A 19,636-nucleotide genomic window follows, 5' to 3' on the forward strand; every position below is an offset into this window, starting at 1 on the left:
TGTCGCGAATGTCCCGTTTCTCGAGTTTCTGGAGACAGATTTCACCGATATACGCGTGAACGAATAACCCATTCTGTCATCCAGAAAGGCTCAACTTTTATACTCCTGGAGCATTTCGATTCGTAACATGAGTGAGACTGACGGGGAGGACATCACGGATTTGCCACCGAGTGCGAAGCTGGTCTACAAAGTTCTCGAGTACGACGGCCCGTTGACCCAGAAACAGATCGTCGAGGAGTCGATGCTGTCTGCGCGGACGGTCAGGTACGCCCTCGAGCGCCTCAGCGACATCGGCACCGTCGACGAGAACATCTACTTCGCGGACGCGCGCCAGAGCCTCTACCGGATCACGGAGGCCGAACCGGTCGCGGCCGACGGCGGCAGTGGCGAGCCGGCGAGCAAGGACGCCTGCTGTGCGGAGTGACCTGTCGCGAGTCGATAGAATATTCGTCCTCGAGTGACCGAATCGAGACATGGACAAGGAGACGCTGCCGGAGTGGGCGTGGCTGTTTCTGGGGTTGATGGTTGCCGCGGTCGTCGCCAACCTGGCCAGCGTAGTGTTGCAGATCTCGACCGACTGGCGGATGGCCATCATCGTCACCGCGATGGCGCCGGTCCTGGTCTACGTCGGCGTCTGGTACGACCCGGACAGGCAGTACTACTGGGAGCAGTCGCGGGCGAAGATTTTCGGCGACGTCGGCTTCCTGGTCGTGGGAACGGCCGTGGGTGCCGGCATCGCCATCGCCCTCACGATCGACCTGATCGGCTCGCAGTTCCTGCGGGACCTGGTCTCCATGCTCGTGGGCTTTCTCACCGGCTGGGCCCTCTTCTGGTGGCGTAACCCGACCCTCTACCGTCCCGACGACGACGCCAGCCCGAGGTAACGATCATGGACACCGAGGCCTACCGAACCGTCGCCGAGGCCGCGACCGCGAGCTTCGTCGTCCAGGGCTCGGAGTTTCTCGGGCACGCTCGCCCCGTCGTCGACCTCGAGTCGGCCGAGGCGTTCATTGAGAACGTACGCGAGGAGTACGCCGACGCGACCCACAACGTCCCGGCCTACCGGGTCAGAGTCGACGCCGATGGCCGGCTCCGAGAGTACTCGAGCGACGACGGCGAGCCGAGCGGCTCGGCGGGAAAACCCGCGCTGAACGTGCTCACCCAGCGCGACCTCGAGAACGTCGCGGTCGTCGTCACGCGCTACTACGGCGGGACGAACCTCGGTGTCGGCGGCCTCGTTCGAGCGTACTCCCGAGCGGTCAAGGAGGCGGTTGACGCCGCGGGCGTGATCGAGGAACGGCCCCACGAAACGGTCTCGATCACCCTCGAGTACGACGATTCGGGCACCGTTCGCGGCATTCTGGAGAGCAAGGCGCTCGAGTTCGAGGCCGAGTACGAAGCGGACGTGCAGTTCGAGGTTCGGGTCCCGATCGCCGACGCCGACGCCCTCCGTGATCGAATTCGCAGTGCGACGAGCGGGCGAGCCCGGCTCGAGTGAGACGTCCGGTGGTCGCGCGGTTATCGTTCCGTCCGTAGCTCCTCGAGCGTCGCGGCGACCGATTCGGAATCGTCGATCGCGCTCCGGCGACACCGGAGCGAGCGCCAGTCGCGTTCGACCACTAGTTCGTCGTCGGTGAGTTCGATTTCAGACACCGGCTCCCAGGGGAGCAGCTGTTTCGTGAGGCCGCGGTCGACGACGAGGCCGGCCTCATGGGCCGCGAGGGTGGGCGTCGACGCCGTCTCGACGTCGAAGAACGAACTCGAGTAACCGGCGACGAGCCGGAACAGGCCGTAGCCGCCCCAGAGGACGGCGAATGTAAAGTCCCCGCTGTAGAACGACCCGAGGCCGACGAGCAAGAATCCGACGCCGATGAACAGCTCACGGCGAATGAGGCGAGTCTTGACCCACGCCCAGGTGACGACGGGTTCGTCGCTCGTGACCGCGTCGACGTAGCGATTGGTAGCCATCGCGGCGACGAGAAGGCCCGCCAGGCCGATCCCGATCACGCCCAGGATGGCGACGGCGGCGACGCTCGTCCCGAAGTCGGTCACGAACGGGGCGAGCGCCAGTCCGACGAACGGGAGGGCGGGAAGCGAACACTGCACGCCGAGCCAGCGGCGGCGACCGAGTCGTTCGGCTAACCCCCGGTATCGGCTGGCGAGAATGCCACCGCCGATCACGCCGACGGTAAGCGTCGCGGGCGCGAGCGCGAGGACGGTCGTGCCGGTAACGCCGGCGAGGACGGCGGCCGTCGTCACCGTAGCGGTGAGTACCGCGGCGACGTACGCGCCGAAACCGAACCGGAAGCCGATATCGGGGACCTCGAGGCCGGCGGGCTCGAGGCGGGGCGCACACTGGTGTTGATTCGATAACACGTCGCTCGATTCTCCACAGGGAGATATGAATGTAACGACGGTCCGGCGATCAGGCCGTCTCCGCTGTCTCCGCTGCCTCCGTCGTTCGTCCGCGGGTTCGGTTTCGAGTCGATAGCGCCACCAGCGTAACGAGGCCGATGAGTCGCAGGGAGGCGGTCAACTCGAAGATGGCCAGGTACGCCGGGATGCCGAACGCTTCGAGGGTGCCCTCGAGGATGAGGAGCGGAATCTCGGGTACCATCAGGAAGATGGAGGCGATGGCGTAGGCCCCGCGTAAAAGCTGGCCGACGCTGGTGTACTGGTAGCCGATGATGGTGACCCCGAGGGCGTAGACACCGAGGAACATGCCGAGGATGGGGATGACGACGTCGGGGACGAAGAAGCCGAGATCGGCGACGTCGGCGGCGGTGAGGATCGTCCACTCGTTCCCGCGTTCTCGCAGGAGGAGGATGCCCGGCGAGAAGACGAACGCGAAGGGCACCAGGATCTTGTTGAGCGAGAGCAGGAAGGCGATCAACGCCGTCCCGAGTTCGTCGGCTTTCGCGACGCCGGCCCCGGCGAAAGCGGCGACGGCAACCGGGGGCGTGACGTCTGCCATCAGGCCGAAGTAGAGTACGAACAGGTGGGCGGCCAGCAGGGCGGTACCCGCCTGTTCCATCGGCCCGCCGAGCATCGCGATCAGGATGATGTACATCGCCGTCGTCGGCATCCCCATCCCGAAGATGATCGAGGCGACGCCCGTCAGGACGAGCAAGATTAATAACGATCCGCCGCTGACGGCGTCGATCAACGCGGCCAGGTTCGGGCCGAGGCCGGAGACGCTGATGACCCCCGGGATGACGCCCGCGGCCGCGACCGCGATCACGACCGTCGTCGCCGTTCGTGCCCCAGAGTCCATCGACTTGAGGACGAACGCACCGAATCGGTAGGCCCGGCTCCGGGCGAGTTGCGGTCGACCGACCTTCGAGGCCGCCCGCTCCGCCGACTCGTCGACGGCGTCGTCGAGTTCGAGCAGCGTCGGGACCGTTCCCGGCCTGGCGAGCATGACGGCGACACTCACCAGGATTACTATGGTTCCCAGTCCACTCACCGCGGCGTACGCGGCCGCCTCGAGTCCCAGTCCCGTCCCGGCGGCCTCGAGTCCCGCCAGCACCAATACGGCGTCGACGAAGCTCCCGCCGACGGTGGCGTAACTGAGCAGTTGCAGGACGAAGAGGGCGGCGATGGTGCCGACCAGGGGAATGCGCGAGCGCTCGTCGTAGGCCGCGACGAACGCGATGAGGGCGATCACCGAGACGATGGTGAACCAGCCCGCACGGGGGATCGAGAAGCGGGCGATGATGAGGAAGTACAGCAGGAGGACGATGGGGACCAGGTAGAACCAGCCGGAACGAAAGCGCGAGCGGATCTCCGGCAACTCGTCTCGAGGCAGCCCGCCGATGTTGTGCTGGACGGCCTCGAAGTGGACCATGACCCACATCCCAAAGAAGAAGGCGATGGCGGGTAGGGTCGCGGCGATGATCACGGTCGCGTAGGGGATGCCGGTGTACTCGACGATGAGGAACGCCGCGGCGCCCATGACGGGCGGGAGAATCTGGCCACCCGAGGACGAGGAGGACTCGACGGCGCCGGCGAACTCGGGGGAGTAGCCCGACCGTTTCATCAGCGGAATCGTGAATGCGCCCGTGGTGACCGTGTTCGCGATGGACGATCCCGAGAGCATCCCCATGAACCCACTCGAGACGACGCTCGCCTTCGCGGGACCGCCTCGGCGGGTCCCGGTCAATGCGTAGGCGAGGTCGATGAACCACTTGCCGGCACCGCTCATCTCGAGGAAGGCGCCGAAGAGGATGAAGATGTAGATGTACCGGACGCTCACGATGACGGGCGTGCTGAAGACGCCCGCCTGGACGGTGTACCACAGGTTGTAGACGATGTTCGCCCAATTCTCGGGCTGGATCGCGAGGGGCCCGATTACGGAATCTCGGGGGACGAGATAGCCCCAGCGTGCGTAGACGATGAACGATCCGACGAGGCTCATCAGGATGAATCCGAGCGTGCGCCGGGTCGCCTCCAGCACGAGCAAGAGTCCGAGGACGCCCATCCAGAACGCGTAGGAGGCCTCGTCGATGGGGATGCCGAGCGCCGCCATCCCGGTGACGACTGGCTCGAGGAACCAGAGCACGTCCCCGACGCCCTGGGTGCCCTCGAACCGCCTGACGGCGATCGACCGGATCTCGTCGTAGTTAGTGACGATGTAGTGTGCGGGGAGCACCGAGAGGACGATCATGAGGACGTCGAGTGGCGTCACGCGGTTCATCTGCCGGTCGAGAGCGGCCCAGCGGACGAATCCACCCGCCCGGGAGACCCCTCGAGTGACCGGGTGCTCGTCGCCGAGTTGTCCTCTCGCGGCCGGCTCGAGACGACCGAGTTGTCGGGCGACGAAGCCGTCACCTCGACTGGCCGGAAAGAGCAGGAACGCGAGTACCAGCGCGAACGTGACGTGGATTGCACCGACCTGCAGGAGTTGCAGGGACCCGATATCGATCGTGCCGTAGAGCGGCAGGGTAATCTCGAAGATGTAGGATCTCGCGGCGATCCACATCTGGAAGGCCGAGAAGGTGATCCCGATCAGTGAGACGAGAACGGCGGCCCCGCCCTGGAGCGTCCGGCGTCGCTCGACCTCCTGGAGGATCTGTTCCTGTTCGGCTTCGGACAATTCATCCGACCCGCCGGTGTCGACGCTCATTGGTACGGTATCAGTGGGTGAGTTCCATATGTGTGTGGGTCGCGACAGAACCGCTCGAACGGTCCTCGTCGCCCAATAGTCTGTCCTGTGTCACTTCTACCGGTGCCGACAGCGCCAGCAGTTCCTCAAGCGCTCCCGGCTCGTCCTCGTCGACGACGATGACGACCGGCCCGTCCGACATCGCTACGAGGTCGTACCGATCCTCACCGACGACCAGTTCGTGACCGGCGATGGAACCGGGTGCGACTCGCAGCTGGCTGTACGTCGAGTTTCGCTCGACGACGAACCAGTCGCCCGTTCGCTCCATCGACTCGTCGGCGGGGAGTCCGGCGCCGTGAGACTGGAACCGCATCTCCGTCATCCGCAACTGATCGCCGTCGACGACGTAGACGTCCTCGACCGGCGTCTTCTCGACGCTGTGGGTGTACGCCAGCGTAACCTGCTCGTCGTTTTCGACCGGCCGCTCGAGGAGCGTCTCACCCGAGTCGGCGTTCTGGACGACGAGGGTTCGTTCGGGATCCGGATCGAGACTCGAGGCGGCCGCGACGCTCCCGACGACGAGGGCGACGACGACGGCGGTAACGACGAGCGTTCGGCGACGATGACCGGTAAACACGGTGAGGGGCGTCGTGGAAGGTTACTCGCCGAAGTACGCGGACGCGCCGGGATGGAGGTCGATCGGCATCCCGTCCTGGGCGCTGTCGGCGCTGATGAAGTCGGCCTTGATCGTAAAGGAGTCCGTATTGTCGAAGATAGCGGTTGTTACCTCTTCGACGATTCCCTCGTCGACTCCTTCATGGGTCGCGATCATCGCCTGGACGGAGACAGTCTCGGTGTCTTCATCGACGCCGTCGTAGGTGCCCCCGGGGATGGTGTCGTCGGCCATCCACTCGGCGTCGCTTTTGACCTGTTCGCGCACGTCGCCGTCGACGGCCACGAACGAGACGTCGCTCGAGGAGGCGAGTTCCTCGACCGAGCCGACGGGCCACCCGCCGACGATGAACGCCGCATCGACGTCGCCGTCTCGGATCTGGTCGGTCGCCGTCGCGAAGTCGGTGTTCTGTTCCTCGAAGTCCGAGATGCCCGCCGACTCGAGGATCTGGTTCGCGTTAACCTGCGTCCCGCTGCCGGCGTCGCCGGTGTTGATCGTCGCACCTTCGAGGTCCTCGACGGACTCGATGCCGGAGTCGGCCTGGGTGATGATGTGGATCGTTTCGGGGTAGAGCGTTGCGACCCCGCGAATGGTCTCGACGGGAGAGCCTTCGAAGTCCTCGATGCCAGTCCCGTTGAACGCGAAGTAGGCGACGTCGTTCTGGATCAGCGCGAACTCGGCTTCCTCTCGGGCGAGGCTGCCGACGTTCTCGACGCTGGCGCCGGTCGACTGGACCTGGAGGCCGTGGGGCGTGTTCTCCTCGACGATGGACTTGACCTCGCCAGAGAGCGGGTAGTACGTGCCGCCAGTGCCGCCGGCGTGCCAGGAGAGGACTTCTCCGCCCTCGTCCGGTTCGGCCTCGCCGATTTCCTCTTCGCCGTCGCCGTTGCCGGTTTCGTTCCCGTCTTCGGTTTCGTTGTCGTCGCCGTTGCCAGTTTCGTTCCCGTTACCGTTCCCAGTTTCGTTGCCATTGCCGTTCCCATTGCCGTTTCCGGGATCTTCGGCGTCCTCGCCGATGCACCCTGCAATGCCTGCAATTCCCGTTGCACCAGTTACTGCGATGAAGTCGCGTCGATTGAACTTTCGCGCCATGATGGCAGTCTATGCGTTTTCGGCTGATTACTATGCCGAGCATAACTGATTGCATTCACTGAAAATACTGATTTCCGTTCACTCACGACACGCTGAACGTCCAGTAATGAGCCTGTGACACACGTCGTTGACGCCCGCGGTTCCTACGAATCGAAACGTATACTCCCGACCGCCCGGAGTGAGAACTATGCACACGGTCGACCCCGCCGACTATCACGACATCGTCCAGGTAGCCGATCCCCAACTCTCGCCCGATGGCGAGCGCGTCGCGTTCGTCCGGAAGGGACCGAAAGACGATGAATCCTACGAGGCGACCATCTACGTCGTTCCGCTCGGCGGCGACGAGCCGACCCAGTTCACCGTCAGCGAGGGCGTCGACAGCCAGCCGCGCTGGAGCCCCGACGGATCGCACCTCGCGTTCGTCAGCACCCGCGGCGCCGACGACGACCGGCCACAGCTCTGGCTCCTCCCGACCGACGGCGGCGAGGCCCGCCAGATCACGAGCGTCGTCGGTGGCGTCTCCGGCCTCGCGTGGAGTCCCGACGGCTCTCGCGTTCTCTTCACGCAGGCCTCGACAGCCGACGACCGCGAGGAGGGACGCGACTTCGCCGTTGAATCCGACTACGAACCGGAGACGCCCGACCCGCGGGTGATCGACCGACTCGTCTACCGGGCCCACCAGCGCTACGCGGACGGGCGGCGGAACCACGTCTACACGCTCGAGGTCGAGTCGGCCCTCGAGCAAGGGACCGTTACCGAGGGCGACAACGACGCCCTCGAGCGACTCACCGACGGCGACGCCGACCACACGGGGGCGACCTGGGGCGACGACGAAACGGTCTACTACGCTCGAAAGCTCGGCGAGGAGCCCGACGACTCCATCGAGTCCGAGATTCTCGCACACGATCTCGAGACGGGCGAGGTCGAGCAGGTAACCGAAACGATCGGCTGGGCGACGATGCTCGCGGCGACGACCGACGGCCGGGTCGCCTACCCGTGGATTCCGAAAGACGGGTTTACCCTTCGCCAGACCGAACTGAAGGTGTACGACCGGACGGCCGAAACGGAGACGACCGTCACCGAATCGATCGATCGCACCCTCGGCCACGAGGGCGGGGTCGAGTGGGGACCCGACGAGGAGACTCTCTACTTCTCCACGCCGGACGAGGGGGCGAGCGCGCTCTGGTCGGCCCCCGGCGACGGGAGCGAGGCGCCAACCACCGTCTACGGCGAGGGCGTCACTCTCGAGGGCTTTTCCGTCGGCGACGACGCCATCGCCTACGCCCAGAGCGAGTGGGACCACCCGGGGGACGTCTTCGCGTCCACGCGCGGGGGCAACGAGGTCACCCGGCTGACCCGTGTCAACGCCGACTACCTCGAGGACCGGGCCGTCGCTCAGCCCGAAGAATTGCGCTACGAGAGCGACCAGGGGCCAGTGCAGGGCTGGCTCCTGACGCCGCCTGACTTCGACCCCGAGGAGACCTATCCGCTCGTCGTCGAAATCCACGGCGGCCCCCACGCCCGGTGGACTACCAGCGGGACGATGTGGCACGAGTTCCAGAGCCTCGCCGCCGCCGGGTACGTCGTCTTCTGGTCAAATCCGCGCGGCTCGACCGGCTACGGCGAGGCCCACGCGGCCGCCATCGAGCGCGACTGGGGCGACGTGACGCTCACCGATGTGCTGGCCGGGGTCGATCTCGCCTGCGAGCGCGCGTACGTCGACGCCGACGAGCAGTACGTCACCGGCGGCAGCTTCGGCGGGTTCATGACCGCCTGGACGGTCGGACATACCGACCGCTTCCGGGCCGCCGTCAGCCAGCGCGGTGTCTACGACTTCACGAGCTTCTACGGTTCGACGGACGCGTTCAAACTCGTTGAGGGCGACTACGGCGTCACGCCCTGGGAGGACCCCGAGCACCTCTGGGAGCACTCCCCGGTCGCTCACGTCCCGGACGTGACCACGCCGACGCTCCTGATCCACGCCGATCAGGACTACCGCACGCCAGCGAACACGGCCGAACTGTTCTACCTCGGCCTGAAGAAACACGGCGTCGACACCCGGATGGTTCGCTACCCGCGGGAGGGCCACGAACTCTCCCGCTCGGGCGAACCGGCCCACGTCGTCGACCGCCTCGAGCGGATCGTCCGCTGGTTCGACGGCTACAGCGACTTCACCGACGCGTCGCCGGCGCTTGAGCGCGGCCCGAACGAGGGGCTCACGGCGGGCCAGGAGGGCGATGCGAGCGAGGGTGGAAGCGACACGAACGAGAGTGGTGGCGATTCGAACGAGGGAGGGGACGAGAACGGGGACGACGACGCACCAGTCGAGAACAACGAGGACACGAGGGCCTGATACCGCGTCGGCCCGGATTTCTCGCCCTCGAGTCGCTTGCCACCGCCGTCGCGCTACCCTCGAGCTGCCTGCCACCGCCGTCACCCTTCCCTCGAGCACTTTCGACCACCGAGATTACGCGAGTCGCTTAAGCCGACGCGTTCCCTACCCGATGTATCGTGTTCGTCGGTCACGCGCTCTTCGCATTCGCCGTCGCGGCGCTCGTCGCCGAGTGGCGAGGCTGGGAGTCACGCCGCGCGCTGGCGATCGGGGTCGTCGCCGGCCTCTTCGCCGCGATCCCCGACGTCGACGTTGCCTACGCGCTCGTCGGCCTCGCCAAGTGGAATCTCGGCGACGGTGCCCTCGGCGCCTCGACTGCGTTCTGGGACGCCAGCCGAACCGTCCACCGCACGGCCACCCACTCGCTGATCGTCGGCATCGTCGCCGCGTCCGCGTTCGGCCTGCTCGCGATTCGTCGCTCGAGACCTGGCTCCGTTCGCGCCCACCTCGCACACACCGCCGGCGCCGGGTTGCTCGCCGCGCTCATGGTCGTCGCATTCGCCGCATCCGGTCCGGTCGCGGCGTTCGTGATGGCCCTCTTCGCGATTGCCGGCGCCGTCGTCGCGCTCGGAACTGCCCGGACGACCACATTCTCGCCGGCGACGGTCGCTCTCGCAGCGCTCTGGGGCCTGCTCTCGCATCCGTGGGGCGACCTGTTCACCGGCGAACCGCCGGCGTGGCTGTTCCCGTTCGCCACACCCGCCCTCGAGTCTCGCGTCCTGCTTCACCCGGATCCGACCCTGAATCTGCTCGGCGCGTTCGCGATCGAACTCGGCGTCATCTGGCTCGCCCTGCTCACCTACGCGCGCCTGGCTGATCGAGACCCCCTCGCGGCGCTGGACCGTCGCGCCGCCGCCGGGGCCGCCTACGGTGTCGTCGCCTTGGTTAGTACGCCACCAACGCTCGACATGTCCTACCACTTCGTCTTCTCGATCCTGGGCGCCGGGTTCCTCTGTGGCGTCGTCCGGGAGGGGACCGTGCCGGGGATTCACGGCCTGATTCCGCGGCGCTGGCGCACCTCGAGCGGCGTGTTCGATATCGCGGTGACGGCGCTGACCGGCGTGACCATCGCGCTCTTGGCCTACGTGGCAGTGTACGCGCTCGTGGGCCCGCTGTAGATCTATCGCGACGAAATCGAATCGAACTCCCTCCGGAGAGCCCTCCCCTTTTTAACGATTCCATCGGTATCAATGACCGTGTCTCAAACGCGACTTGAGCAACTGATCGGCGACGACCGAACGAACGCCGTCGCCGGCTGGGCGATCGTGGTCACCCTCGTGGGAATCGGGGTCGGCGGGCTGGCGACCCGCGAGATCCTGTGGGCGACGTTCGCGCTGGTCCTGGTCGGGCTGGCCGTCCTCCCGCCGATCGCCTTTCGCTCACCGCTGGTCATGCTCCCCTGGGAGGTGCTGTTGCTCGCCGCGGCCCCGGCACTCGGCATCGTCCTTGGGGCCGACCTCCTGACGGGTCACGTCGCCTCCTACCTCTCGGTAGCCGCGGTCGCGCTCGTGCTCGCGGTCGAACTCCAGACGTTCACGGCCGTCCGTATGACCGCCTCCTTCGCCGTCGTCTTCGTCGTCGTCACGACGATGGCCGCTGCCGCCCTCTGGGCAGTGTTCCGCTGGGGCGTCGCCACCGTCTTCGGCGTCCCGTTCGAGGCCGGCCACGACGCCGTCATGTGGGAGTTCGTCTTCTCCGCGCTCGCCGGACTTGGCGCGGGGGTCGTCTTCGAACTGTACTTCAGGCGCCTTGGCCGCATCGACCCGCTTCCCGACCTCGAGGACCTCCTGCCGGGGGTGGACGATGATTGACCTCGCTGCGTTCAAACTCTCGACCAAACGCCAGCGACAGCTCTCGTACCTGATGGAACTGTCGCTCGTCGGCATGCTCTTCGTGGGCGTCGACCGTGGCAACGGCGGCATCGTCATCAACACCGCAGTAGCCCTCGCCGTGACCCAGTTGCCGCCGATCCTCGAGCGCGACTACGGAATCCCGATGGACCCGCGGCTCACGCTGTGGATCACGACCGCCGTCTTCCTCCATGCCTTCGGCACCGTCGGGCTGCCTGGTGCCACGAGCACGCTCTATAGCCAGGTCTGGTGGTGGGACCACATGACCCACGCGCTCTCGGCGTCGGTCGTCGCCGCGGCGGGCTACGCCACCGTTCGCGCCCTGGACGAGCACGCCGAGGGGATCCGCTTCCCCGGCCGGTTCATCGCGCTGTTCATCCTGCTGTTCGTCCTCGCGTTCGGCGTCCTCTGGGAGATCCTCGAGTTCGTTATCGCCCTCGCGGCCGAACGCCTGGGCATGCCCCGCGTGCTCACCCAGTACGGTCTCGAGGACACGATGCTCGACATCGTCTTCAACTCGATCGGCGCGTTGATCGTCGCCATCTGGGGTGGGGCCTACCTCGGGGACGTGAGCGGGGCGATTCGCGAGCGCCTCGAGGCCCGGAACGCCGGGGGACTGGAGCACCTCGAGCGACAGGAAGCGAACGAGCGAGAAAAGTGAGCAGGTGGGTTCGAGTCGATCAGTCGCTCTGGATGCGCGGCGCCAGCATGTACGTGACCTGGCCCTGCCCCTCCGCAAAGCCGAAGTAACACTTGATGGGGAACTCTTCGCCCAGGTCCAGCGTGACCTCGGTGTCTCTCGGGATCGCCTTGTTCATGTCTTTGAGGTAATCCAGCGAGAACAGCGAGTGCGCCGGCCCGACCTGGAGGTCGATGAGGTCGTCCTGGGTCAACTCGAGGTGGACGTCGTCGGTGTCGCCCTCCGCGTTGACGTAGAAGAACTCCTCGGCGTCGTCGACGCCCAGCGCAATGTGATCGGAGACCATGTCCGCCGCCTTGACCGATCGGTTGACGTCCTTGCCCTCGAGGACGACGCGGGCGGGCAGGTCCAGATCCGGAATGTCCGGCTCCTGGCGGATCGAGTCTGGGTCGATCAGCGCGAGGGTGTACTCCAGGCCGTCGATCTGGATGTGGAGTTTGCGGGTCTCTTCGTCGAGTTCGAGCTGGATCAGCTGGCCGGATTCAGCCATGCCGGCGATGTCCTCGAGTCGGGAGAGGTCGACGCCGATCAGGCCGCCGTCGGCCTCGTAGGATTCGAACGCGGCCGCCTCGAGCGAGAGGTCGACCATGCCGACGTTGGCGGGATCGACGGCCCGGATTGAGAGCCCCTCCTCCTCGAGGTGGATCTTGCACTCGTCGACCAGCACGCTCACGGAATCGAGCGCGCTGGTGAGCGTTTCCGCGCTCACGATGGCCTTGAACATATGGATCGGGCTACGGACGGTCGGTACAAAAAGGCACCCTTTGGGGACGGACGGTCGCTACCGTGTCCGATCCTCCATTCCGTTCCTCACTGTGTTCGTCGCGGTGCAATAGGGACGGCGACTACGAGGGGACGACCGTAATCGGCCGCTTTCGATCGATCGCGTCCTCGAGATCGTCGGCAATCGCGCTTCCTCTCGAGACCTGGATTTCGCCCCCGCGGCTCACCGTCGCCGTGAAGAGGTACTCGCCGCCGGCTTGCACCTCGACCGTTTCGCCGTGGTTGCTGTCGACGGGGATGATGACGTGTCTCGAGGTGATCTCGGGGGTGACGATCTGGCCGGCTGGCTGTGCGTTGCTGGCGCTTCCGCCCGCATTGCCGTGGCCGCTGCGGCCACCACCGCCACCGCCGTTCGAGCCCGACTTGTGGGGATTTTCATCGTGGGTCCTGACGTCGATGTCGATCCCAAGCCGGTTCTCGACGTCGGTTATCCGCCCGCCGCCCTTGCCGATCACCGTCGAGATATCGTCCTCCTCGACGTAGACGACGGCGCGGTTCTGGCTCTTCAACTGGACGTCGACGTAGCCGCGGGCGATCGAGCGAATCTCGCGTTCGATCTCGGACTTGGCGATCCGATCGACGCCGCTCTCCGTAGTTTCGCCGCCGTCCTCGAGTGGGACCGTGACGACCTGACGATTGAACGTATAAATCTCGTAGGCGGGTTTGCCCGTCTGGAAGTCCGTCACCTGGATCACGGGGCGAGCGAGGTCCTCCTCGGTGAGCCCCGCGGGGACCTTCACCTCCGTCTTGACGTCGTAGACGGTCGAGACCTCGCCGGCGTCGATGTAGACGACGGTGTCGACGACTTGCGGGATCATGCCGAGTTCGACCCGGCCGACCAGCCGCTGGAGGGCGTCGATCGGGCGAGTGGCGTGAACGACGCCGATCATGCCGACACCGGCCAGGCGCATGTCCGCAAAGACCTCGAAGTCGTCGGTCTTTCGGACCTCGTCGTAGATGGTGTAGTCGGGCCGGACCATCAACAGGGCGTCCGCGGTCTTGTCCATCCGCCCGCCGAGTTCGGTGTACTGGGTGATTTCGGGGCCGACCTGGAGGTCCCGTGGCTTCTCCATCGTCTTGACCGCGTAGTCGTGGTCGTTCAGGTAGCGGGCAACCGACTGGGCGAACGTCGACTTCCCGGCTCCGGGCGATCCGGAGATGAGGACGCCGCGCTGGTGCTCGAGCAGACGCTCCTTCAGTTCGTCGGCGTGTTCGTAGTCCTCGATGTCGGTCTGGACGATCGGCCTGACGGCGGTGATCTCGATGCCGTCGGCAAAGGGGGGTCGGGCGATGGCGATTCGGTAGTCCCGGAACTGGACGATCTTCATTCCCGGTTCCGAGAGCTCGATGAAGCCACCGGTAGCCTCACGGGCGCCGTCGACGACCTCGCGGGCGTACTCGTCCATCGTGTCTTCGTCGAGGGGTTCGTCGGCGATCTCCTGGTAGTGCATGTCGCCGATCTCCCCGCGTTTGGCCATCGGCACTACGTCCGTCTTGAGGTGGACGCTCATCGTCTGGTCGTCGAAGTACTCCTCGATGGCCAGGGTCCCGACTCGACGCACTTCGGGGGAGAGATAATCCACCTCGAGGCCCTTCGCCTGGGCTACCTCGGCCTGGACGATGTCGCTCGTGACGAAGGTGGCCTCGAGGTCCTCGGCCAGGTCGCGGATGACGGCGTCGATCTCGCCCTCGGCAGCGTGGCCGCGCTCGATGGCGGAGGGACGTTCGCCGACGTACTCGAGGTCGATGCGGCCCTCGTCGGCGAACTCGGCCAGTCGCTTGAGTTCGCCGAGGCCGTCCCAGCCGCTGTCGAGGCCGTCGTTGGCCTGCGCCTCGAGTTCGGCGACCACGGCTTCCGGTACCGAGACCGTCGCTCCCTCGAACTGCCCGTCTTCGATTGCAGCGGAGACGCGGCCGTCGATGACCACGCTCGTGTCCGGCACGACGTTCATACGATAATTGCTCGACGGAGGCGTATAAGCGTGTCCACCGGCGGTACCAGGTGTGCCGGCTCCCGTACGCGTGCCGGTTGCCGGACGGGTGAGTACGCAAAAACCGTCCGGTCGCGAACGGCCGGCGAGACGGGACGCGCCATGAGGTGGTCGTTCGATCCGTACCTGGCAGATTGTCGATTGGAACAGCTATTTATCACTCGTTGTGATTGCCACGACTGTGGCTACGATCGACCAGCAACCGGCGTCGTCGCTCGTCTTCGACCGGAGCGACGGCTGGTTCGTGACTGGCGCGACCGGCCTCCTGTTCGCGTGCTACCTGGGACTGGTCGTCGTCGCAAACGCGACCGACTCGGTACATGCGTGGCACCTCGCCGCCGTCGCGGTCGTCCCCGGGGCAGTCCTCGGCTGTCGACTCACCGTGGCCTCGTCTCGAGAGGCCGTCCGCCGTGGACTCGGTCTCGTCATCATTCTCGCCGCGGCCACCGCCATCCTCGCCGTCGTCTACCGCAGCCGATCGCCGGGATTCGGACTCGGGTCGATCCGACCGCTCTCGGTCGTCGTCGTCTTCGTCGCCATCGTCTCGTTCTTCCTCCTCGTCACCGACGCGAGGCAGTACTCGGTCGGCGAGTGGGTCGCGGTGGGTTGTTTCGCGGCACTCGCCGCCGTCTCACTCACACACACGCTGGCGTTCGTCCCCTCGAGTTCGCAGTCGCGCTGGCCTGTGTGGGCTCTGGTCGTGATGGGGAGCAGCCTCGTCGTGATTCCGCGCCTCGTTCCCGAACGGGTGTTCCTCTGGATCCTCGCTCGCCTGGCCGCGGCCGTCGTCCTGCTGGGCCTGTTCACGTACCTCGTCGGCGACTACTCGCTGTGGATCTTCGAGGTTCGCCAGTGGTCTGGCTCCCCGTCGCTCCCGGGAATCGAGACCGACGTCACGATCATGCGATCGATCTTTGTGAACCCGAACTCCCTCGGCGTGGTCACCTTCGCCGGGTTCGTCGCTGCCGCGGTGGAATTTCACCGGGCGGTCGCTACCCGACGTCCCCTCGGTGGGACTATTACCGCCGCTCTCGTCGGAATCTGCGGCCTCGGGTTGTTCCTGTCGAACGCCCGGGCGTCGATGCTCGCCGCGGCGGCCGCCGTCGTGATCTACGCCGGGTACGTCGTCTTCGGTCGACGCGCCGTTCCTGCGGTACTCGTCGCGACCGCGCTCACGATTACTGGATTTCTCCTCGGAATGTACGTCGACGTCATCGACATCTCCGACTCGAACCGCTTCGACCTCTGGGCCGGGAGCCTGGCGGCGATCCGGGACGGGCCGCTCCTGTTCGGGTACGGCGCTCCGGCGGGACACGTCATCGAACCCTACCTCGACGGCGGGCTGTCCGCGTCGCCGCACAACTCGTACCTCTCGGTGTTCGCCCGGTTCGGACTGGTCGGCGGCCTCGCGTACCTCGGCCTCGTCGTCGGTAGCGTCGTCGCCGGGGCAATCGAGTACCGCGAGGTCAACGTCGCGATGCTCGCGTTCGCCGCCGGCTGGGCCGTCCACCAGCTATTCGAGTCCTACACTCTGTTCTGGTGGTCGCCCGGTGCGGTGATCGGGTCGCTCGTCATTGGGTACCTCCTGTTCGGGGATTGAGCGCTCGAGCTGGATGTGATCGGGTCCGCTCTTGAGAGCCGAACCCGGTGGACCCAACACCTCCGCCGTCGTACTCGCCGCCATGAGCGTTCGCGAACTGACCCGCGACCTCGTCTCGATTCCCAGCCACCAGGACGAGACGGCCGCGGGTGACTACGTCGAGGACTGGCTGCGACGCGAAACCGATGCCGACGTCACGCGAGACGAGGTGGGGAACGTGATCGCCCGACGAGGGACAGGCGGGGAGTCACTGGCACTCGTCGGTCACCACGACGTCGTTGACCCGGCGGCGTCACAGCTTGACGCCGGCGGCGGGTACGTCGTTGACGAACGAGAGGGGCGCCTCTACGGTCGCGGCGCGGCCGACATGAAGGGAGCCGTCGCGGCGGCAATGCTCGCGTTTCGAGACGCCGACCCCGCTGGCGAACTCGTCTTCGCGAGTTTCGTCGGCGAGGAGGTCGGCGGGGTCGGCGCCCGCCACGCTATCGAACACGGCTTCGCACCCGACTACGCGGTCGTCGGGGAGGGGTCGACGAACTACTCCGGCCCGGACGTGACCGACGTCGCCGTGGCCCACCGGGGTCGCCGCGGGAGCACGATCACCGCCCGCGGGACGGCGGCTCACGCCAGCGAACCCGACGCGGGCGAGAACGCCATCTACCTCGCGACCGACGCCGTCGAGGCGATTCGCGACCTCGAGGCGCCCCGAGTAACGGTCGCGGGCGAACCACTCGAGGGCCAGGTCACCGTCACCGAAATCGACGGCGGGTCGGGGATCAACGTCGTTCCCGAGTCGTGTACGCTGACGGTCGACGAACGAACCGTCCCGGGCGAGCGGGTCGACCTCGAGACCGTCGCGGACCTGCCAGGGGTCGAGTGGAGGGTCGACCAGGACCTGCCGCCGATGCGCTGTGGGGACGACAGATTCGCCGAGCGGGTGCTCGAGGTGGCTCGAGCAGTCCAGTCGGACGTGTCGAACCCGCCGGAACTCGTGACGAAACCCCACGCCACCGACGCCGGCTGGCTCGCCCAGGCCGGCACCGAGTGCGTCGTCTACGGCCCGTCCGAACCCGGCGAGGCCCATACCGCCACAGAGAGCGTCTCGATTCGGGTGCTCGAGCGCTGTCTCGAGACGTACCGGCGACTCGCGTCTGCGGAGACCTAGCGCCCGGGTTCTGTGTTGGTCACGACAGATGCCGCGAGAGCGATCCCGTTCGAATCGTCGTCCGCCTATCCGAGGAAGTACCGCGTCCACGGATAGCGCTCGACGAGTGGCTGACCGGCGATCTCGTACTGCTCGATGTAGGCGTCGAGCCCGAGGATGCGGCCGGCACCGAAGGCGGCGACCGACAGGAAGACGAGCATGTACGCGAAGTCGCCGTTGATGTAGCCGTGGGAGATCTCCCAGTTGCCCAGGTAGAACATGAGCATCATGAACGCGCCCCAGAAGGCCGCCAGGCGCGTCAGGACGCCGAAGATGAGCCCGAGACCGATGAGGACCTCGCCCCACGGGACGGCGATGTTCACGAAGTCGACGAACCAGCCGGTTTCGGCCATCGAAACGAACAGGTCCGCGGCAGGCCCCGCCTCTCGGCTGCCGAGGTAGCCCGCCGCGCCAAATTCTCCGGAGAGGACCTTGTCGACCCCACTCTGGAGGAACGCGAGTCCCATCATCAGTCGCAGCGCGAGGATGAACCAGACGCTGAGGGTGTGAAGCTTTCCAGTCGCCGTGTATCCTGCAACTGTGCTTTGCAGTTGTACTTCTTCTGTTGCCATAGTTGAACAGTCGTCTGCTGAACCATTAAACAGGGGGAACAATTCCCAGCATGTGGTATTCGTCTCGCTCCAATCGAGGCATCGACAGCCACTATCTCGAAGCGTTCACCGAAACCACGAGGTTGATAGCCCGCCGCAAGTATTGCAGCGACATGGCGACAGTCTCGGAGACGGAAACGGACGCGTACGACGAACTTCTCACGCGCATCGAGCGCATCACGAACGTCGGAAACGCCGCCGGCGTCCTCCGGTGGGACCAGGAGGTCGTGATGCCCGAAGGCGGCACGCCCGCCCGGGCGAAACAGCTCTCGACGCTCTCGGCGCTCGGCCACGAACTGCTGACCGACGAGCGAACCGGCGAGTTGCTCGAGGCACTCGAGGATACCGAACTCGACGGGGAAAAAAAAGCCGTCGTCCGCGAAATCCGACGGCGGTACGACCGGGCGACGAGCGTTCCCCAGGACCTCGTCGAAGAGATCTCGGAGACGACCGCGAACGCCCACCCGACGTGGGTCGAGGCCAAAGAAGAAGACGACTTCTCGATTTTCGAACCGACGCTCGAGAAACTGGTCGACCTGCAAAAGGAGTACGCGAACCACATCGATCCGGACGCCGATCCCTACGAGGTCCTCTTTGCCGACTACGAACCCTACCTCGACCTCGAAACGGCCGAACGCGTCCTCGAGCGCTTGCGCGACGAACTCGTGCCTCTGCTCGAGGCCATCGACGACTCCGAGGCCGACGTCGAAACCGACGCGTTCGCGGGGACGTTCGACGACGACGATCAGGAGGCGCTGGCGCGCGACGTCCTGGACTCGCTGGGCTACGACTGGGACCGCGGTCGCCTCGACACCGCGCCGCACCCGTTCTCGACGGGCACCCAGTTCGACGCGCGCGTGACGACTCGCTTCGACGAGAACGACCTACTGGGCTCGATCACGTCGACCATCCACGAGTTCGGCCACGCCAATTACACCCTCGGGCTTCCCGACGAGGGGTACGGGACCCCGCTCGGTGAAGCGCGGGACCTGACCGTCCACGAGTCCCAGTCCCGACTCTGGGAGAACCACGTCGGTCGTTCCCGCCCGTTCTGGGAGCACTTCCTGCCGATCGCCCGCGAGCGCTTCCCCGAACTCGAGGACGTCTCCCCGGAGGCGGCCTACGAGGCGGCCAACCAGGTCTACGACGACAACCTAATCCGGGTTGAGGCAGACGAACTCACCTATCACCTCCACATCGTCGTCCGCTTCGAGATCGAACGCGACCTGATCTCGGGCGACCTCGAGGTGTCGGACGTGCCCGAGGCCTGGAACGACAAGTACGAGGAGTACCTCGGCGTCCGCCCCGAAACCGACACCGAAGGCTGTCTGCAGGACATCCACTGGAGCCACGGTTCGTTCGGGTATTTCCCGACGTACTCGCTGGGGTCGGTGCTCGCCGCGCAACTGTACGCCGCCGCCGAGGATGACCTCAGAGAGCTCGACGACCGCGTCCGCGAGGGCGACTTCGCCGACCTCAACGGCTGGCTTCGCGAGGAGATTCACGCCCACGGAAAGCGCTACACCACGCCCGACCTGGTCGAGGAAGCCACCGGCGAGGCCTACACAGCCGATTACTTCCTCGAGTACGCGAAGCACAAGTACGGCGACCTGTACGATCTCGAGAACTACTGAGG

The 19,636-nt window shown here is 66.0% G+C and carries 17 protein-coding genes; 10 read left to right on the plus strand and 7 right to left on the minus strand.

What is annotated here, in order from left to right:
- The first annotated feature begins 127 nt into the window (after positions 1-127).
- From NGM29_RS03795 to NGM29_RS03805, 3 genes are read left to right on the plus strand one after another with little or no spacing between them, the layout of a single operon-like run.
- Complete coding sequence (locus NGM29_RS03795) at positions 128-424, plus strand: helix-turn-helix domain-containing protein (protein WP_254159066.1); 297 nt, start codon at positions 128-130, stop codon at positions 422-424.
- A 49-nt stretch (positions 425-473) separates the two neighbouring features.
- Positions 474-884, plus strand: a complete 411-nt coding sequence (locus NGM29_RS03800) for a hypothetical protein (RefSeq protein ID WP_254159067.1) — start codon at positions 474-476, stop codon at positions 882-884.
- A 5-nt stretch (positions 885-889) separates the two neighbouring features.
- Entirely contained in the window at positions 890-1,498 is a 609-nt protein-coding gene (locus tag NGM29_RS03805; RefSeq protein ID WP_254159068.1) for an IMPACT family protein, read from the plus strand.
- Between the two features lie 20 nt (positions 1,499-1,518).
- Here NGM29_RS03805 and NGM29_RS03810 read toward each other — a convergent pair whose 3' ends face one another.
- The 4 genes from NGM29_RS03810 to NGM29_RS03825 are packed head-to-tail and all read right to left on the minus strand — an operon-like array spanning position 1,519 to position 6,869.
- Positions 1,519-2,376 (minus strand): PH domain-containing protein, encoded by an 858-nt coding sequence (locus NGM29_RS03810; protein WP_254159069.1) that lies wholly within the window; start codon positions 2,374-2,376, stop codon positions 1,519-1,521.
- A 49-nt stretch (positions 2,377-2,425) separates the two neighbouring features.
- Positions 2,426-5,125, minus strand: coding sequence for a TRAP transporter permease (locus NGM29_RS03815; protein WP_254159071.1), 2,700 nt, complete (start codon positions 5,123-5,125; stop codon positions 2,426-2,428).
- A 10-nt stretch (positions 5,126-5,135) separates the two neighbouring features.
- Positions 5,136-5,741 carry a DUF1850 domain-containing protein gene (locus NGM29_RS03820; protein WP_254159073.1) on the minus strand — a complete coding sequence of 202 codons (606 nt, stop codon included), beginning with the start codon at positions 5,739-5,741 and terminating at the stop codon, positions 5,136-5,138.
- A 21-nt stretch (positions 5,742-5,762) separates the two neighbouring features.
- Positions 5,763-6,869: a TAXI family TRAP transporter solute-binding subunit gene (locus NGM29_RS03825; RefSeq protein ID WP_254159075.1), complete on the minus strand. Its 1,107-nt coding sequence runs from the start codon at positions 6,867-6,869 to the stop codon at positions 5,763-5,765.
- Between the two features lie 187 nt (positions 6,870-7,056).
- On the opposite strand from NGM29_RS03825, the gene NGM29_RS03830 reads away from it, so the two are divergent.
- The 4 genes from NGM29_RS03830 (at position 7,057) to NGM29_RS03845 (ending at position 11,772) form a co-directional block, all read left to right on the plus strand.
- Positions 7,057-9,222 (plus strand): S9 family peptidase, encoded by a 2,166-nt coding sequence (locus NGM29_RS03830; protein WP_254159076.1) that lies wholly within the window; start codon positions 7,057-7,059, stop codon positions 9,220-9,222.
- 158 nt (positions 9,223-9,380) lie between these two features.
- The gene (locus tag NGM29_RS03835; protein ID WP_254159077.1) at positions 9,381-10,379 is read left to right on the plus strand and encodes a metal-dependent hydrolase; all 999 of its coding nucleotides are present in this window, start codon (positions 9,381-9,383) and stop codon (positions 10,377-10,379) included.
- Between the two features lie 78 nt (positions 10,380-10,457).
- Positions 10,458-11,072, plus strand: a complete 615-nt coding sequence (locus NGM29_RS03840; protein ID WP_254159078.1) for a hypothetical protein — start codon at positions 10,458-10,460, stop codon at positions 11,070-11,072.
- Positions 11,065-11,772 carry a DUF2238 domain-containing protein gene (locus NGM29_RS03845; RefSeq protein ID WP_254159079.1) on the plus strand — a complete coding sequence of 236 codons (708 nt, stop codon included), beginning with the start codon at positions 11,065-11,067 and terminating at the stop codon, positions 11,770-11,772. Before NGM29_RS03840 ends, NGM29_RS03845 begins: the two co-directional genes overlap by 8 nt.
- Before the next feature lie 19 nt (positions 11,773-11,791).
- On the opposite strand, the gene NGM29_RS03850 is transcribed toward NGM29_RS03845, so the two are convergent.
- Together NGM29_RS03850 and NGM29_RS03855 are read right to left on the minus strand one after the other, a co-directional pair.
- Positions 11,792-12,535, minus strand: coding sequence for a DNA polymerase sliding clamp (locus tag NGM29_RS03850; RefSeq protein WP_254159080.1), 744 nt, complete (start codon positions 12,533-12,535; stop codon positions 11,792-11,794).
- A 121-nt stretch (positions 12,536-12,656) separates the two neighbouring features.
- Positions 12,657-14,546, minus strand: a complete 1,890-nt coding sequence (locus NGM29_RS03855; protein WP_254159081.1) for a PINc/VapC family ATPase — start codon at positions 14,544-14,546, stop codon at positions 12,657-12,659.
- 220 nt (positions 14,547-14,766) lie between these two features.
- Here NGM29_RS03855 and NGM29_RS03860 point away from each other — a divergent pair, with 220 nt between their 5' ends.
- Together NGM29_RS03860 and NGM29_RS03865 are read left to right on the plus strand one after the other, a co-directional pair.
- A complete protein-coding gene (locus NGM29_RS03860; protein WP_254159083.1) occupies positions 14,767-16,185 on the plus strand; it encodes an O-antigen ligase family protein in 1,419 nt (472 codons plus the stop codon).
- A gap of 82 nt (positions 16,186-16,267) precedes the next feature.
- Positions 16,268-17,350, plus strand: a complete 1,083-nt coding sequence (locus NGM29_RS03865; RefSeq protein ID WP_254159084.1) for a M20 family metallopeptidase — start codon at positions 16,268-16,270, stop codon at positions 17,348-17,350.
- A gap of 65 nt (positions 17,351-17,415) precedes the next feature.
- Here the strand turns inward: NGM29_RS03865 and NGM29_RS03870 are convergent, their stop codons facing one another.
- Positions 17,416-17,961 carry a DoxX family protein gene (locus NGM29_RS03870; RefSeq protein WP_254159085.1) on the minus strand — a complete coding sequence of 182 codons (546 nt, stop codon included), beginning with the start codon at positions 17,959-17,961 and terminating at the stop codon, positions 17,416-17,418.
- A gap of 152 nt (positions 17,962-18,113) precedes the next feature.
- Between NGM29_RS03870 and NGM29_RS03875 the strand changes: the two genes are divergently transcribed.
- Positions 18,114-19,634: a carboxypeptidase M32 gene (locus NGM29_RS03875; RefSeq protein WP_254159086.1), complete on the plus strand. Its 1,521-nt coding sequence runs from the start codon at positions 18,114-18,116 to the stop codon at positions 19,632-19,634.
- Positions 19,635-19,636: the final 2 nt, after the last annotated feature.

Origin of the sequence: Natronosalvus rutilus, from assembly GCF_024204665.1 — an archaeon.
GTDB classification, from domain to species: domain Archaea; phylum Halobacteriota; class Halobacteria; order Halobacteriales; family Natrialbaceae; genus Natronosalvus; species Natronosalvus rutilus.

Bases quoted from the DNA above. Each gene is read 5' to 3' on its own strand.
- NGM29_RS03795 (WP_254159066.1), top strand. From the start codon at position 128: ATGAGTGAGACTGACGGGGAGGACATCACGGATTTGCCACCGAGTGCG.
- NGM29_RS03800 (WP_254159067.1), top strand. From the start codon at position 474: ATGGACAAGGAGACGCTGCCGGAGTGGGCGTGGCTGTTTCTGGGGTTG.
- NGM29_RS03805 (WP_254159068.1), top strand. From the start codon at position 890: ATGGACACCGAGGCCTACCGAACCGTCGCCGAGGCCGCGACCGCGAGC.
- NGM29_RS03815 (WP_254159071.1), bottom strand. From the start codon at position 5,125: ATGAGCGTCGACACCGGCGGGTCGGATGAATTGTCCGAAGCCGAACAG.
- NGM29_RS03825 (WP_254159075.1), bottom strand. From the start codon at position 6,869: ATGGCGCGAAAGTTCAATCGACGCGACTTCATCGCAGTAACTGGTGCA.
- NGM29_RS03830 (WP_254159076.1), top strand. From the start codon at position 7,057: ATGCACACGGTCGACCCCGCCGACTATCACGACATCGTCCAGGTAGCC.
- NGM29_RS03845 (WP_254159079.1), top strand. From the start codon at position 11,065: ATGATTGACCTCGCTGCGTTCAAACTCTCGACCAAACGCCAGCGACAG.
- NGM29_RS03850 (WP_254159080.1), bottom strand. From the start codon at position 12,535: ATGTTCAAGGCCATCGTGAGCGCGGAAACGCTCACCAGCGCGCTCGAT.
- NGM29_RS03855 (WP_254159081.1), bottom strand. From the start codon at position 14,546: ATGAACGTCGTGCCGGACACGAGCGTGGTCATCGACGGCCGCGTCTCC.
- NGM29_RS03865 (WP_254159084.1), top strand. From the start codon at position 16,268: ATGAGCGTTCGCGAACTGACCCGCGACCTCGTCTCGATTCCCAGCCAC.
- NGM29_RS03870 (WP_254159085.1), bottom strand. From the start codon at position 17,961: ATGGCAACAGAAGAAGTACAACTGCAAAGCACAGTTGCAGGATACACG.
- NGM29_RS03875 (WP_254159086.1), top strand. From the start codon at position 18,114: ATGGCGACAGTCTCGGAGACGGAAACGGACGCGTACGACGAACTTCTC.